General features: G+C 64.4%; 17 protein-coding genes. 6 read left to right on the forward strand and 11 right to left on the reverse strand.

Translation table 11 applies throughout. The features are described 5' to 3' along the window. Positions 1–40: 40 nt before the first annotated feature. Both A9W99_RS00765 and A9W99_RS00770 read right to left on the reverse strand, forming a co-directional pair. The gene (locus tag A9W99_RS00765; protein ID WP_067371900.1) at positions 41–328 is read right to left on the reverse strand and encodes a hypothetical protein; all 288 of its coding nucleotides are present in this window, start codon (positions 326–328) and stop codon (positions 41–43) included. A 138-nt stretch (positions 329–466) separates the two neighbouring features. Beyond that, on the reverse strand, positions 467–991 hold the full coding sequence (locus A9W99_RS00770; protein WP_067233316.1) for a gamma carbonic anhydrase family protein: 525 nt from the start codon (positions 989–991) through the stop codon (positions 467–469). A 125-nt stretch (positions 992–1,116) separates the two neighbouring features. Here A9W99_RS00770 and A9W99_RS00775 point away from each other — a divergent pair, with 125 nt between their 5' ends. After that, complete coding sequence (locus A9W99_RS00775; protein WP_067371905.1) at positions 1,117–2,280, forward strand: Rieske 2Fe-2S domain-containing protein; 1,164 nt, start codon at positions 1,117–1,119, stop codon at positions 2,278–2,280. Positions 2,281–2,285: 5 nt separating this feature from the next. Next, entirely contained in the window at positions 2,286–2,735 is a 450-nt protein-coding gene (locus tag A9W99_RS00780) for a hypothetical protein (protein ID WP_067371908.1), read from the forward strand. 1 nt (position 2,736) lies between these two features. On the opposite strand, the gene A9W99_RS00785 is transcribed toward A9W99_RS00780, so the two are convergent. Next, entirely contained in the window at positions 2,737–3,327 is a 591-nt protein-coding gene (locus tag A9W99_RS00785) for a TetR/AcrR family transcriptional regulator (protein WP_067371913.1), read from the reverse strand. A gap of 92 nt (positions 3,328–3,419) precedes the next feature. On the opposite strand from A9W99_RS00785, the gene A9W99_RS00790 reads away from it, so the two are divergent. Then, the gene (locus tag A9W99_RS00790) at positions 3,420–3,710 is read left to right on the forward strand and encodes a hypothetical protein (protein ID WP_253869502.1); all 291 of its coding nucleotides are present in this window, start codon (positions 3,420–3,422) and stop codon (positions 3,708–3,710) included. Between the two features lie 21 nt (positions 3,711–3,731). Here the strand turns inward: A9W99_RS00790 and A9W99_RS00795 are convergent, their stop codons facing one another. The 7 genes from A9W99_RS00795 to A9W99_RS00825 form a co-directional block, all read right to left on the reverse strand. Next, a complete protein-coding gene (locus A9W99_RS00795; protein WP_067371916.1) occupies positions 3,732–4,877 on the reverse strand; it encodes a sulfotransferase in 1,146 nt (381 codons plus the stop codon). After that, a complete protein-coding gene (locus tag A9W99_RS00800; RefSeq protein WP_067371919.1) occupies positions 4,877–5,659 on the reverse strand; it encodes an SDR family oxidoreductase in 783 nt (260 codons plus the stop codon). Before A9W99_RS00800 ends, A9W99_RS00795 begins: the two co-directional genes overlap by 1 nt. A gap of 2 nt (positions 5,660–5,661) precedes the next feature. After that, the gene (locus A9W99_RS00805; RefSeq protein WP_067371921.1) at positions 5,662–6,789 is read right to left on the reverse strand and encodes a hypothetical protein; all 1,128 of its coding nucleotides are present in this window, start codon (positions 6,787–6,789) and stop codon (positions 5,662–5,664) included. A gap of 88 nt (positions 6,790–6,877) precedes the next feature. After that, positions 6,878–7,183: a hypothetical protein gene (locus A9W99_RS00810; RefSeq protein ID WP_067371924.1), complete on the reverse strand. Its 306-nt coding sequence runs from the start codon at positions 7,181–7,183 to the stop codon at positions 6,878–6,880. Positions 7,184–7,224: 41 nt separating this feature from the next. Next, positions 7,225–8,283, reverse strand: a complete 1,059-nt coding sequence (dmpG, locus tag A9W99_RS00815) for a 4-hydroxy-2-oxovalerate aldolase (protein ID WP_067371927.1) — start codon at positions 8,281–8,283, stop codon at positions 7,225–7,227. A 52-nt stretch (positions 8,284–8,335) separates the two neighbouring features. Beyond that, the gene (locus A9W99_RS00820; RefSeq protein ID WP_067371930.1) at positions 8,336–9,268 is read right to left on the reverse strand and encodes an acetaldehyde dehydrogenase (acetylating); all 933 of its coding nucleotides are present in this window, start codon (positions 9,266–9,268) and stop codon (positions 8,336–8,338) included. Between the two features lie 15 nt (positions 9,269–9,283). Further along, positions 9,284–10,069, reverse strand: a complete 786-nt coding sequence (locus A9W99_RS00825) for a 2-keto-4-pentenoate hydratase (RefSeq protein ID WP_067371933.1) — start codon at positions 10,067–10,069, stop codon at positions 9,284–9,286. An 83-nt stretch (positions 10,070–10,152) separates the two neighbouring features. On the opposite strand from A9W99_RS00825, the gene kstD reads away from it, so the two are divergent. Continuing rightward, positions 10,153–11,853, forward strand: coding sequence for a 3-oxosteroid 1-dehydrogenase (kstD, locus tag A9W99_RS00830; protein ID WP_067372388.1), 1,701 nt, complete (start codon positions 10,153–10,155; stop codon positions 11,851–11,853). Between the two features lies 1 nt (position 11,854). After that, the gene (locus tag A9W99_RS00835; protein WP_067371935.1) at positions 11,855–12,718 is read left to right on the forward strand and encodes a MaoC/PaaZ C-terminal domain-containing protein; all 864 of its coding nucleotides are present in this window, start codon (positions 11,855–11,857) and stop codon (positions 12,716–12,718) included. Between the two features lie 10 nt (positions 12,719–12,728). Here the strand turns inward: A9W99_RS00835 and A9W99_RS00840 are convergent, their stop codons facing one another. Further along, complete coding sequence (locus A9W99_RS00840) at positions 12,729–13,169, reverse strand: DUF5994 family protein (RefSeq protein ID WP_067372391.1); 441 nt, start codon at positions 13,167–13,169, stop codon at positions 12,729–12,731. A gap of 440 nt (positions 13,170–13,609) precedes the next feature. Between A9W99_RS00840 and A9W99_RS00845 the strand changes: the two genes are divergently transcribed. Further along, complete coding sequence (locus A9W99_RS00845; RefSeq protein ID WP_067372394.1) at positions 13,610–13,834, forward strand: hypothetical protein; 225 nt, start codon at positions 13,610–13,612, stop codon at positions 13,832–13,834. Positions 13,835–13,881: the final 47 nt, after the last annotated feature.

Here is a 13,881-nt window from a genome sequence, read left to right on the forward strand (position 1 = left end):
TGATTCGGCGCCCATAGGGCGCCGGTCAGCTGGGCATCGGTCAGAGTCGGTCCATTTCACGTCCCATGAGGGCGTTTTCCAAGAACGCGTATCGCCGCGGCTGGTGGCGTCGCTCCTGACGCGGCTTCTCGGCCGGGGCCGCGAACATGCGTCGCATGGCCGTGACAACACGGTTCCGGTGTGCCGGCTGCCGAGTCGATGGGGCCAGCGCCACCGCGGTGCTGAACCGGACTTCTTGTTCGGTGATGAGCGTCGGTGTCTGCAGCTCAACGTCCGTGAGCGCCAAGGTTTCGTCTAGTTGTGGCTGGGTGGTCATTAAGTTGGGCATGGTCGTGAACCTCGTCCTCGCGTTCGGCTGTGTTGCCGAATCTTCCGCTGTCGCAACTATCCGGCGCCAGACTTGGCGAATCCTTGACTAATTCTTGGAACCGTCTACAAGCTGCGGCTCGAGCCACAGGTCGTCGGGTTAGATGGGTTCCAGCCCCGCCAGATGCCGCTGTGCCAGCTCGCGGTAGGCCTGCGGATTGAGGTTGATCCACATCTCGGCGCCCGTCCCGGCGATCGGCCCCTTCACCTGAGCCGGCGCGCCCATCGCCAGTACGCCGCTCGGAATCTGGGTGCCGGCCACCACCAGCGAATGTGCCGCGATCATGCTGCGGGCGCCGATCACCGCGCCGTCCAGCACGGTGGCGTGGTTGGCGATCAGCGCTTCGGAGCCGACGTGCACCCCGTGGATGACGCACATGTGCGCCACCGTCGCTCCGGGACCGATGTCGACGGGGATGCCGGGCGGCGCGTGCAGCACCGAGCCGTCCTGCACGTTGGCGCCTTCGCGCACCACGATCGGTCCGTAGTCCCCGCGCAGCACGGCGTTGAACCACACCGACGCTCCCGCTTCGACGGTCACGTCGCCGATCAGGGTGGCGGTCGGGGCCACGAAGGCGGTGGGGTCGATCCGTGGCGCGCGACCCTCGAAAGCAAACAGCGGCATCGTCTAGATATACCGCAGCCGGGAATACGTCCTAGCTAATGCAGCCCGACTCGCGCTCGTTGCGCTTGCCAGTCCGAAAACTGTAACGTGTTCTAGTTAGAGACCAGAAACTTGGAGGTGACCAGGTGAGTACCGACACCGTCGGCGTCCGGGAGATCGATTCCGGCACCTTGCCAACCAGGTACGCCCGCGGCTGGCACTGCCTGGGCGTAGCGAAGGACTACCTGGATGGAAAGCCGCACGCGATTCAGGCGTTCGGCACCAAGCTGGTGGTTTTCGCCGACTCGCAGGGCGAGCTGAAGGTTCTGGACGCCTACTGCCGCCACATGGGCGGCGACCTGACCGAGGGCACCATCAAGGGCGATGAGGTCGCCTGCCCGTTCCATGACTGGCGGTGGGGCGGTGACGGCCGGTGCAAGCTGGTGCCGTATGCCAAGCGCACGCCCAGAATGGCGCGTACCCGCGCGTGGGCCACCGATGTGCGCAGCGGCCTGCTGTTCGTCTGGCACGACCACGAAGGCAATCCGCCGGACCCGGCAGTCAGAATCCCGGAGATTCCGGAGGCGGTCAGCGACGAATGGACCGACTGGCGGTGGAACAGCATCCTCATCGAGGGATCCAACTGCCGCGACATCATCGACAACGTCACCGACATGGCGCACTTCTTCTACATCCACTTCGGCTTGCCCACGTACTTCAAGAACGTCTTCGAGGGCCACGTCGCCTCGCAGTACTTGCACAACGTGGGTCGGCCCGACGTGGACGATCTGGGCACCTCGTACGGCGAAGCGCACCTGGACTCGGAGGCGTCCTACTTCGGGCCCTCGTTCATGATCAACTGGCTGCACAACAAGTACGGCGACTACAAGGCCGAATCGATCCTGATCAACTGCCACTACCCGGTGACCCAGAACTCGTTCGTGCTGCAGTGGGGAGTCATCGTCGAAAAGCCGAAAGGCATGGACGAGAAGATGACTGACAAGTTGTCGCGGGTGTTCACCGACGGCGTCAGCAAAGGCTTCCTGCAGGATGTCGAGATCTGGAAGCACAAGACCCGGATCGACAACCCGTTGCTGGTCGAGGAGGACGGCGCGGTCTATCAGCTGCGTCGCTGGTATGAGCAGTTTTATGTGGATGTAGCGGACATCAAGCCGGAAATGGTGGAGCGCTTCGAAATTGAGGTCGACACGACTCGGGCCAACGAATTCTGGAACGCCGAAGTCGCGGAGAACCTGAAGGCACGGGATGCCGAGCCCGCCGCCGACGAAGTGCCCGCCGAGCAACACTGACCGACATGTCCGATGTACCCGACGTCGATCGGCTGGCCCGGTCGATGCTCCTGCTGCACGGTGACCACGGTGCAGATCATCCGGACCATCAGGAACGACCGGGCCGCGGCGGTGCCGACGATTCCTGGACCAAGTCAAGGGATTTCGGTGACGATCCGCAACGTGCCGCTGCGGTTCGAGAGGCCAGCCGCGCCGACCGTGAACGCTATCTGACGGCCGGCCTGCGGCCAGTGGATTGCCGATTCTGCCACGTCACGGTAACTGTGAAGCGATTGGGGCCGGGCCACACCGCGGTGCAATGGGACACCGAAGCATCGCAGCGCTGCGCCTATTTCGCCGAAATCCGCGCCCGCGGCGAAGACACCGCTCGCACCCGTTCGTGCCCCAGGTTGAGTGACAGCATCGAACATGCGGTGGCCGAGGGCTATCTGGACCCGGTCGCTGACGACGGCTGAGTCAACTGCCCTGAGGCAGTTTGGTTATCGCTTCAAACGCCTCGAGGAATACCGCGGCGATGTCGCCATCGTGAGCGCTGGCCATCGGCTTCTTTTGCAGCAGCACACGTTGTACGCCGATGCCCAGGAGCAGCGCCGTGACCATGTCGGCGCGAATCCTGCGGTGGTCCGCGGTGATTCGTTTGGTCAGGTTGCGGGTAAGGCCCGCATCGAGTTGGGAATTGAGTCGGGCCACCACCGCCGGATCCCCGCTGGACCGTAGCAACGCGAACAACGGGGCGTCGACGTCCCGACGTGCGGCCAGCACGCGGTCAATCAGCTGCCTGCCCAGTGCATCATCAGTGGCTTTTCGGATCCCATCCACGTTGTCGGAGACGTCAGTCGCCTGGATGAACAGGCTTTGCTTGGATCCGAAGTAGCGGCGGACCAGGGTGACGTCCACGCCGGCTCGAGCCGCCACCTCGCGCAGACCAACTGCGTCATACCCATGGCGGAGGAACAGTTCGCGAGCGGCTTCCAGCAACCGGGTTCTAGTGGCAGCGGCATCGCGGCGACGCGGCGGCACATCGGCGGCATTCCTGCTCTGGCGCATGTCCACAACTGTAGACATGGTCACCGCAAGCGCGCTAGTCTAGAGGATATGTCTACGAATGTAGACATAACAGTTCGATCAGGGAGGTGGCCGTGACCGGAGTGATGCTAGTCAAACAACGGGTCGCCAGCATCGATCGCTGGAATGCCGTGTTCCGCGATCCCGGACTCGATGACGTTCGGCGACGACACGGCTTGGTGGTGACCGGCACCTATGTCGACGGCAGCGATCCGAACGTCGTCATCGTTGTCATGCACATGCAGAGCTTCGTCGCGGCGCAACAGTTTGCGGCGTCATCGGAGCTGGCCGCGGCACGCGAGCGGGCCGGTGCGGTCGGGGATCCCGACGGTGTCTGGTTCGGGCCGCAACGAATCGAGGCGTAATGCGTGGGCACCGCGAGCGTGTCACAGCCCGGCGAAGCGTTCCTTGACTGTCTCGACCGAAAGGCCGTAATCAGCAAGTGAATACGTATGCTTCGGCGCGCGGTCACCGGCTTGGCTCTGAGCATGGCTGTCCGCCATGGCTTGTCTGGCCTCCTCGGTCAGCGTCAGGCCGAAATGCCGATAGATGTCGGCCACCGTGCCGAGTGGATCGGAGATCAGGTCGCGATAGTCGACGTCGTAGAACTGCGCCGGATCGTATTTGGCGCGCGCGGTATTGAACCGCTCCAACCCCCGCGACCAGGTATCCATAGCGTCAGCGCCGATCTGAGTGCCGACGAACATCGTGGACCAGCCGTCGGCGGTGTGCTGGGCCAGCGAGCACATGGACGCCATAATCGTCTCGACTGGCCGGTGGGTCTGAATCACCAGCGCGTCGGGATAGGTCGCCATCAAGGCGTCCAGCGCGAACAGATGGCTGGGATTCTTGAGCACCCAACGCTTTTCGGCGTCGTTCAGCCCGATCAGCTGGAGGTTCTTGCGGTGCCGCTGATAGGACGGCGTCCAGTCCTGCCGAGACAGCCACTGCGCGTAGCTGGGTAGATGCGAAAGCGTCTCGTAGGAGACCGAATGCAGTGACTGTCGCAGCAGCTGCCAGCATTCCTCGAGCTCGTATGCCGCCATGAAGTGCAGGCCGGTGTATCCCGGATTCTCGGCGTGATGGCGGGTGAATTGCGCGTCGAGTTCGCGATACAGCGGGTTCGATTCCCACGTTTCGCGCGGCGGGCGCGGTTGCGGAAACTCGGCCAACCACATGTGCAGGCCCTGATGCGCCGGGTCCGCGCCGAGCAGCCGGTGCAGCGCCGTCGTGCCGGTGCGCACCAGGCCTGTGACGAAGATGGGTCGTTCGATGACGACGTCGGCATACTGCGGATACTGCTTCCAGGCGGACTCGGACAGCAGCCTGGCCACCAGCGCGCCGCGCAGGAAGAATCGGTTCATCTTGCTGCCCAACGGGGTTAGCCCGGCTTCCCGGCGGTAGGAGTCCAGCAGCACTCCCAGTGCCTCGCGGTAGTTGTCGTCGTCGGTGCCGAAATCGTCGAGCCCGGTGAGCTTGGTGGCCGAGGCGTGTAGTTCGTCGACCGTGCCGATATCGGTGCGATCGCTCATCAGTTGTGGTACTCCCCGCAGTTGACGTCCAGGGTTTGCCCGGTGATGCCGCTGGACAGGTCGCTGGCCATGAACAGAATCGCCGACGCCACCTCGTCCTCGGTGGGCAGCCGCTTGAGGTCGGAGTTGGCCGCGGTGGCCTGGTAGATCTGGTCGACCGTGGTACCGTACTTGCCGGCCTGATGGTTGAAGTAGCTCTGCAAGGTGTCGCCCCAGATATACCCGGGCGCAACGGAATTGACCCGGATACCCTGCTCGCCAAGCTCCGTGGCCAGCGATTGCGACATGGCCAGCAGCGCTGATTTGGCCATCTTGTACGCGCCGTATTTGGCCTGAGAGTGCCGCAGCACCATGGAGTTGACGTTGACGATCGAGCCATGCGACTCGGCAAGCGCAGGCGTGAAGCCCTGAATCAGGCGCAGCGCCCCGAGTGCGCTGAGCTCGATGGCGTCCCTGATGTGCTGAAACGTGGTGCCCGCCAACGGCTTCATCGACGGTACCCGGAATGCGTTGTTGATCAGCACGTCGGCCTTGCCGTAGGCCTCCAGTGTGGCGTCGACGAGGTTGTTCACCTGGTCGTCGTCGGTGATGTCGGTGGGCACCGCCACCGCCCTCCGTCCGGTGTCGACGATCTGCTTGGCGACGTCATCGAGACGCTCCGCGCTGCGGGCCGCCAGCACCAGGTCCGCGCCGTCACGCGCGCACCGGTGCGCCAGCGTGGTCCCCAGCCCGGGGCCGACGCCGCTGATCACGACCACTTTGTTTGCGAGCATTCCGGTCATCCTCACCCCAGCATCCTGGCCGCAATTTGCTGTTGGCGCAGTGCGATTCGCGCCCGCAAATCGTCCTCGGAAATCTTGTTGTGCTCCAGATACGGCAGCGCGGCCGGAACGGCGTCGAAGTCGACCAGCTCGACGGTCGGCCCGTCGGCCTCGGTGAGCTCACGCGAGACCCGCTGCCAGCGGAACTGCAGGAAGCCACGCCGGTGACCTAGCGTTTCCACCCAGTTGGTGACACCCGGATTCTGGTCCGCTACGACGATGCGGACCTTACCGTCCGGATCCGCTTGGGCCTGAGTGTTGTTCAGCGACGTCTGGTGGTTGATGTAGTCCAGTGAGATGTACCACATGCTACCCAGCTGGAAACCCAGATAGGGGGCGTCGCTGACCGGCACCGTGATCACCAGCGCCTGATCGGGCCGCAGCTCGAAATGCCCCACCGACGAGTATTGCGTAGCCAGCCCGCCCGGAGTCAGCCGTGGCGCGACCATGGTGTTGACCGGGATCTTGAGGTAGAACCACTGCGGGAACTGCAGCCACGTCTTCACCCGGTTGACGAGTTGCTTTCCCGCTGTGGCGTAACGCTTTTCGATGGTTTCGCGGGTCAGTGGCGGCGGCGCGGTGCCGATGGTGTCCAACCGCGAGACCGTCAGCGTGCCGCGCTGAGCGGACCAGTCGCCGTACACCTCGCGCATCACCAGTTGCCCGGGACTGGTGGGACGCAACCGCCACTCGAAGCTGCCGTCCTCGGCGATATCGAGCTCCCGGTCGTCGAACGCGGCCTGGCTCGCGGGCACGTTGTCGTCGGTGTACTCGCCGCCGAGCAACTGGAAGCTCAGGTCGGTGGTGGTTCCGCGCCTACCGGTGACCACATAGTCACGGTCGGCGTGTACCCGGGTGCCGAAGTAAAGGGTGTCCGGGTTGTCCAGGCCCATCTTGGTGAACGGCCCGGTGCCTGACTGCAGGAAAGGGTGGTCGCGTTCGTAGTCGAACGCCAGATGCATACAGGCCGCCACGCAGCCCGCCAGGTACTGCAGGCCTTCGAGCAGGTCGGCTTCGGTCTCGATGTGCGGCGCCGCGGCCACCAATTGCTCGGCCTCCGCGATCGCAGCGGTAAGGGGATCAGAGAACACGCCTAGACGCTAGAACGTGTTCTACTTTTTCGTCAATGGCGAACATTCCCGCGCGTCGGGCGCGGCGTTCAAATACGAGGCCGACTCACTACGGCGCGCATTGCTGGGACAGGTCGATCAGATGCTGCCGCACATCCGGATGCCGGTTCAGGTAGTCGATGACGTTGCCGTTGCCACCCTCGGCCTGAGACTTGGCCTGCAGCTGCGCGTGGAGGTCAGGGTGCCGCTGCAAGTACGAATCGATCGATTCACCCACGGTCTTGTTGCAGGGCGGATCCGCGCTGGCAACCGGCAACGCGATGACCACCGAGGCGGTAGCTGCCAGTAGCCCGCCTCCGAGCAGACCGAACAGTCCGCGGCGACGCGGGCCGCGTGTCGTGGTTGTCGTGCGCATGCGCGTCAGGTTACCCGCGGTACCTTTGCGCCACCTGTGCGCTAGTGACTAGCTGTGGCGCCGCTTTCTTGCTCTCGTTTGATCTCCAGCGCGATGTCGATGAGCTGGTCCTCTTGGCCGCCGATGAGCTTGCGCTGGCCCGCCCGGTGCAGCAACTGGTGGGCGGGCACCCCATACCGTTCCGATTGGCGGACGGCGTGCTTGAGGAAACTCGAGTAGACCCCGGAGTACCCCATGATCAGCGCGTTGCGGTCAAGCAGGCATTCGGCCGGCATGGCCGGGCGCACCACATCTTCGGCGGCGTCGGCGATGTCGAAGAAGTCGATGCCGGTCTTGACGCCGATCTTGTCGAACACCCCGATCAGCGCCTCGACGGGCGCGTTGCCCGCACCGGCGCCGAACCGTCGGCAGGATCCGTCGATCTGCTTGGCGCCCGCGCGGACGGCCTCGACGGAGTTCGCCACGCCCAATCCCAGGTTTTCGTGCCCGTGGAACCCGACCTGGGCGTCGTCGCCGAGTTCGGCCACCAGCGCCGCGACCCGGTCGCGCACCCCTTCGAGCACCAGCGCCCCGGCTGAGTCGACGACATAGACGCATTGGCAGCCGGCGTCGGCCATGATCCGGGCTTGGGCGGCCAGTTTCTCCGGCGCAATGGTGTGGGCCATCATCAGGAAGCCGACCGTCTCCAGGCCCAGGTCGCGGGCGAAGCCGAAGTGCTGGATCGACACGTCCGCTTCGGTGCAGTGGGTTGCGATCCGGCAGATCGAACCGCCGTTGTCCTGGGCCTCCTTGATGTCCTCCTTGGTGCCCACCCCGGGCAACATCAAGAAGGCGACCTTGGCCTCTTTGGCGGTTTCGGCGGCGAGCTTGATGAGCTCCTGCTCGGGGGTCTTGGAGAACCCGTAGTTGAAGCTCGAGCCGCCGAGGCCGTCGCCGTGCGTGACCTCGATAACCGGTACACCGGCGGTATCCAAGGCGGCCACGATTGCGCCCACCTCGTCCTTGGTGAACTGGTGACGTTTGTGGTGCGATCCGTCCCGCAGGGACGTGTCGGTCATCCGGACGTCCCACACCGGGTTGAAGAAGATGTCCGTAGTCATTTGCGCCACTCCTCCATCCCGGCTACGCCGGCATCATCGTCATCGGCGCGACTCATCTCTGCACCCCTCCTGCCGTGGCGGACAAGGTCTCTTTGGCGATCTCTTCGCCCACTTTGGTGGCCGCCGCAGTCATGATGTCGAGGTTGCCGGCATACGGCGGCAGATAGTCTCCCGCACCCTCGACCTCGACGAATGTGGTCACCACCGCACGACCCCCGGAGTTGATCGACGGCTCGTCGAACTGCGGCTCGTTGAGCAGCCGGTAGCCGGGCACGTAGCTCTGCACCTCGGCCACCACATCGTGGATGGAGGCAGCGATCGCGTCGCGGTCGGCATCCTCGGGGATCGCGCAGAAGATCGTGTCGCGCATGATCATCGGCGGGTCGGCCGGGTTCAGGATGATGATCGCCTTGCCACGCTTGGCGCCGCCGATCGTTTCGACGCCCTTGCTGGTTGTCTTGGTGAACTCGTCGATGTTGGCGCGGGTGCCCGGCCCCGCTGACACCGAGGCGACCGAGGCGACAATCTCGGCGTACGGGACCCCGCCCAGGTCAGTGACCGCGCGGTTCACCGCGTACACGATCGGAATGGTCGCCTGTCCGCCGCAGGTGATCATGTTCACATTCGGGGCGTCGAGATGTTCGCGCAGGTTGGCCGGCGGGATCACCGCCGGACCCACCGCTGCCGGCGTCAGATCGACAGCGCGGATGCCCGCGGCCGCATACTTCGGCGCCGCATCCTTGTGCACGTAAGCGCTGGTGGCCTCGAAGACCAGGTCGGGCTTCTCGGGCTGGGCCAACAGCCAGTCGACCCCTTCGTGGGTCGTCTCCAACCCCAGCTTGCGGGCGCGGGCCAGGCCTTCGCTCTCCGGATCGATCCCCACCATCCAGCGCGGTTCCAACCACTCCGATCGAAGCAATTTGTACAGCAGGTCGGTGCTGATGTTTCCCGAACCCACAATCGCAACACTCGCCTTAGCAGGCATGATGCTCCTTACTGCTTATTCAAACGACAAACGAACCGCACCCAAGCCGGCGAACTCGGCGATGAATTGGTCGCCGGCGCAGGCGTCGATCGCTCGTGTGCACGATCCGGGTAACACGATGTCACCTTTGCGCAGCCGCACCCCGAAGCTTTCCACCTTGCGGGACAGCCATGCCACCGCCGTGACCGGATTGCCCAGCACCGCATCACTGCGACCCTCCGCGACGACGTCGCCGTTGCAGGTCAGGGTCGCGTCGATGGTCTTGACGTCGATGTCGGCCGGCGATACCCGAGCTTTGCCCAGCACAAATCCGGCTGACGACGCGTTATCGGCGATGGTGTCGCACAGCGCGATCTTCCAGTCCGTGATCCTGGTGTCGATCAGCTCGATGGACGGGACCAGGGCCTCCGTTGCCGCCAGCACGTCCTCCTCGGTGCATCCGGCCCCCGGCAGGTCGGCCGCCAGGATGAACCCGACCTCCACCTCGACCCGCGGATACAGGTAGCGCGCGGCCTTGACCGAGACGTCCTCGAAGACCTCCATCTCGTCGAGCAGGTGCCCGTAGTCGGGCTCGTCGACGCCCATCATCTGCTGCATCGCCAAGGAGGACAGCCCCACCTTGTGGCCCACCACCCGGGCTCCCTCGGCCACCCGCTGGCGGATGTTGATCAGCTGAATCTCGTAGGCGTCGACGACGTCGATATCGGGGTAGCCGGCTGTCAGGGGGGCTATCGGTTCCCGGCTCCGCTCGGCTTGGGCCAGGTCGGCGGCAAGCTCGTCGCGAACCGCAACAGAGAGCATTTACCGAAGTCCCCTCGTCTTACCGGATTGATGGTGACCGGGTCAGTAGCGCCCAGCCTGGGCAATTCTATAACGTGTTCTACATGACAGCACAGGAGTACGACGTCGTCGTGGTCGGAAGCGGCGGCGCCGGCATGGTGGCTGCGCTGGCTGCCGCACACCGAGGCCTCTCGACAGTGGTCATCGAGAAAGCCTCTCACTTCGGCGGCTCGACCGCGCGCTCGGGCGGCGGCGTCTGGATTCCCAACAACCAGGTCCTCAAGCACGACCGGGTCAAGGACACCCCCGAGGCGGCCCGCACCTACCTGCACGGCATCATCGGCGACCGGTCGGTCAGCGGGGTCGAACCCGAACGCATCGACACCTACCTCGAGCGCGGACCCGAGATGCTGTCCTTCGTCCTCGAGCACACACCGCTCAAGATGTGCTGGGTGCCGGGCTATTCCGATTACTACCCCGAGGCACCCGGGGGTCGCGCGGGCGGCCGTTCGATCGAGCCGAAACCGTTCAATGCCCGCAAGCTCGGTGTCGACGAAGCCGGCCTCGAACCTGCTTACGGCAAAGTGCCCCTCAATGTGGTTGTGATGCAACAGGATTACATGCGGCTCAACCAGCTCAAGCGACATCCCCGCGGAGTGCTGCGCAGCCTGCGGGTCGGCGCCCGGACGATGTGGGCCAAGGCGACCGGCAAGAACTTGGTCGGAATGGGTCGAGCGCTGATCGGCCCGCTGCGGATCGGCCTCCAGCGGGCCGGTGTTCCGGTGGAGCTCAACACCGCGCTGACTGACCTCTACGTCGAGGACGGTGCGGTCAGGGGCGTCTATGTCCGCGACACTTCAGCATCGGAATCGGCTGAGCCACAGCTGATCCGGGCACGGCGCGGCGTGATCCTGGCTTCCGGTGGTTTCGAGCACAACGAACAGATGCGGGTGAAGTACCAGCGCGCGCCCATCACCACCGAGTGGACCGTCGGCGCCACGGCCAACACCGGTGACGGCATCATCGCCGGCGAAAAGCTGGGCGCTGCACTGGATCTGATGGAGGACGCCTGGTGGGGACCGACGGTGCCGCTGGTGGGTGCCCCGTGGTTCGCACTGTCGGAGCGCAACTCGCCAGGTTCGATCATCGTCAACATGTCCGGCAAGCGGTTCATGAACGAATCGATGCCCTACGTGGAAGCCTGTCACCACATGTACGGCGGGGAATACGGCCAGGGGCCCGGACCCGGTGAGAACATACCGGCGTGGCTGGTGTTCGACCAGCGGTACCGCGACCGCTATATCTTCGCGGGACTGCAACCCGGCCAGCGAATTCCGCGCAAGTGGATGGAGTCCGGCGTGATCGTGACGGCCGGCACCCTGGAGGAGCTGGCTGCGAAGGCCGGCCTGCCGGCCGCCGAACTGGCTTCGACCGTTGAGCGTTTCAACGGCTTTGCCCGGTCCGGGGTCGACGAGGACTACCACCGCGGTGAAAGCGCATACGACAGGTACTACGGCGACCCGACGAACAAGCCCAATCCCAATCTCGGCGAGATCAGTCACCCGCCTTACTATGCGGCCAAGATGGTGCCGGGCGATCTGGGTACCAAAGGCGGTATTCGCACCGATATCCACGCACGTGCGCTGCGCGACGACGGCAGCATCATCGAAGGCCTTTATGCCGCAGGCAATGTCAGTGCTCCGGTGATGGGACACACATACCCCGGACCCGGCGGCACCATCGGTCCGGCGATGACATTCGGTTACCTGGCTGCGTTGCACATCGCCGAGTCCGGGAAGGCCTGACATGCCGATCGATGTGGACGTCGCGCTGGCCGCCGAGCTGGAGCCGATCGAGTTCTCTTGGGTCAGTAGTGATGTGCAGCTCTACCACTTGGCACTGGGCGCCGGCTCGGATCCGATGGATCCAAGCGAGTTGCGCTATCTGGTGGACGACACCCCGCAGGTGCTGCCCACGTTCGGCAATGTCGCTGCTACCTTCCACCAGACCACACCGCCTACCGTACAGTTTCCCGGCATCGACATCGAGCTGAGCAAGGTGCTGCACGCCAGCGAGCGAGTGGAAGTGCCTGCGCCACTGCCGCCTTCGGGATCAGGCCGGGCAGTGACCCGCTTCACCGACATCTGGGACAAGGGCAAGGCCGCGGTGATCTGGAGCGAGACCAAAGTGACCGCACCCGACGGCATCCTGCTGTGGACACAGAAGCGATCGATCTACGCCCGCGGCGAGGGCGGATTCGGCGGCGACCGCGGGCCGTCAGGGTCGTCGGACTCCGCACCGGAGCGCGCCCCGGATCTTGAGGTTGCGATGCCGATCCTGCCGCAGCAGGCGCTGCTGTATCGACTGTGTGGCGATCGCAATCCGTTGCATTCGGATCCCCAATTTGCCGCTGCCGCAGGCTTTCACCAGCCCATCCTGCACGGCCTGTGTACTTACGGCATGGCGTGCAAGGCAATCACCGACACCCTGCTCGACGGGGACGCGACGGCTGTCGCCGCCTACGGCGCCCGCTTCGCGGGCGTCGCGTTCCCCGGCGAGACGCTGCAAGTCAACATCTGGAAGGGCGAAGGCCGTTTCGCGGCAAGCGTTGTCGCGCCTTCGCGCGACAACGCCGTCGTGCTGTCCGGCGTAGAGCTGGTCCCCGCATAGGGCGAGCAGGTTAACCCAGAGCGCGTTGCTGGTGGGCGGCTCGGAGTATGCAATCAGCGGTCAGGAATGCAGGCTTGTTCCGGTCGACAGCATCGATCGGCAGGTCGGCAGCGCAGCGCAACACCATAAGGGCCAGCGCGCTATAGGTCGCGTACGGAATGATCAGTAGGTTGGCAGCGGCCTCCGCGCCCGTGACCGTCATGACGTGCTGGCGTTTGCCTTCCCACCCCGGGCAGTTGAAGTCGGGCGGAGCCTGTATAGATGACCAGTTGACGTTGATGGAACTGACGATTCCGAGGAGGGGGGTCAGCACCGTGACAAGGCCGGGCAATTCGTTGGAGATGCTATGCACCCGTGGCCACCAGGCGCCGTCAATATCACGGCCGAGGTCGCGGGCCACCGATAGGCGGATGGCGGTGGCACGACGTCGGCCCGCGAGTAGATAGGTCATCACCGTTGTCGCTGGCGGTGTCGTGGGCCACGGCACGCGACGATGGTGTGCCTGTCGCGAGCAGAAGCCGAACTTAGTACGTCGGGTGGTCGCGACAAGGTGAGGTCTGGACAATTCACGGGCGGTTCCTTCGCGGTTGGCATCGAACGCCCCACTGCGAGACGGACGGAGGAATCACATTGCCCGTGGGTGTCATTCGCGGAACAGCACGTGACCACCGCTGACAACGAAACAGCTCGGGTCTCACCCTACGCCGCGTGCGGTTTGGCGGCCAGTGGACTTCGGTTCATCGGCGCCGGCGCGGCGAGCAGGACGCACACATTGGGGCGCTCGAAATTGCGTCCGGCAATGTAGTTCACGATCACGACCCCGGATACGCCGTGCCGAAGATCTTGAGAATCAAGGGTACTGTGGCGGTAACCGACGTGAGGATGAGTGACATGGCCGTACAGAACTGGGATGTACCCGAAATTCATCCGTCGGAGATCAAGGTCGGTGACGTCATCGCCACGACGGGACCCAGCCAGCTGCGCTATACGGTCAAGCTCATCGGTGCGCCGCAGAAGATTCCGAGGCAATGGACGTTCTTCGGCCGTGATGACCAGGGTTTGCAACATACCAGCACCTTCGGGGAGAACCAGCTGGTGCGCAGATTCGCCAACTAGGGTGAGCAGACGTAAAAGCCCCCGAAATCAGTCGATTTTGGGGACTT

It is taken from the genome of Mycobacterium sp. 1164966.3, assembly GCF_001665395.1.
GTDB lineage: Bacteria > Actinomycetota > Actinomycetes > Mycobacteriales > Mycobacteriaceae > Mycobacterium.

Bases quoted from the DNA above. Each gene is read 5' to 3' on its own strand.
- A9W99_RS00780 (WP_067371908.1), top strand. From the start codon at position 2,286: ATGTCCGATGTACCCGACGTCGATCGGCTGGCCCGGTCGATGCTCCTG.
- A9W99_RS00840 (WP_067372391.1), bottom strand. From the start codon at position 13,169: ATGACCTATCTACTCGCGGGCCGACGTCGTGCCACCGCCATCCGCCTA.
- A9W99_RS00825 (WP_067371933.1), bottom strand. From the start codon at position 10,069: ATGCTCTCTGTTGCGGTTCGCGACGAGCTTGCCGCCGACCTGGCCCAA.
- A9W99_RS00845 (WP_067372394.1), top strand. From the start codon at position 13,610: ATGGCCGTACAGAACTGGGATGTACCCGAAATTCATCCGTCGGAGATC.
- A9W99_RS00765 (WP_067371900.1), bottom strand. From the start codon at position 328: ATGCCCAACTTAATGACCACCCAGCCACAACTAGACGAAACCTTGGCG.
- A9W99_RS00770 (WP_067233316.1), bottom strand. From the start codon at position 991: ATGCCGCTGTTTGCTTTCGAGGGTCGCGCGCCACGGATCGACCCCACC.
- kstD (WP_067372388.1), top strand. From the start codon at position 10,153: ATGACAGCACAGGAGTACGACGTCGTCGTGGTCGGAAGCGGCGGCGCC.
- A9W99_RS00800 (WP_067371919.1), bottom strand. From the start codon at position 5,659: ATGACCGGAATGCTCGCAAACAAAGTGGTCGTGATCAGCGGCGTCGGC.
- A9W99_RS00810 (WP_067371924.1), bottom strand. From the start codon at position 7,183: ATGCGCACGACAACCACGACACGCGGCCCGCGTCGCCGCGGACTGTTC.
- A9W99_RS00835 (WP_067371935.1), top strand. From the start codon at position 11,855: ATGCCGATCGATGTGGACGTCGCGCTGGCCGCCGAGCTGGAGCCGATC.
- dmpG (WP_067371927.1), bottom strand. From the start codon at position 8,283: ATGACTACGGACATCTTCTTCAACCCGGTGTGGGACGTCCGGATGACC.
- A9W99_RS00785 (WP_067371913.1), bottom strand. From the start codon at position 3,327: ATGCGCCAGAGCAGGAATGCCGCCGATGTGCCGCCGCGTCGCCGCGAT.
- A9W99_RS00820 (WP_067371930.1), bottom strand. From the start codon at position 9,268: ATGCCTGCTAAGGCGAGTGTTGCGATTGTGGGTTCGGGAAACATCAGC.
- A9W99_RS00795 (WP_067371916.1), bottom strand. From the start codon at position 4,877: ATGAGCGATCGCACCGATATCGGCACGGTCGACGAACTACACGCCTCG.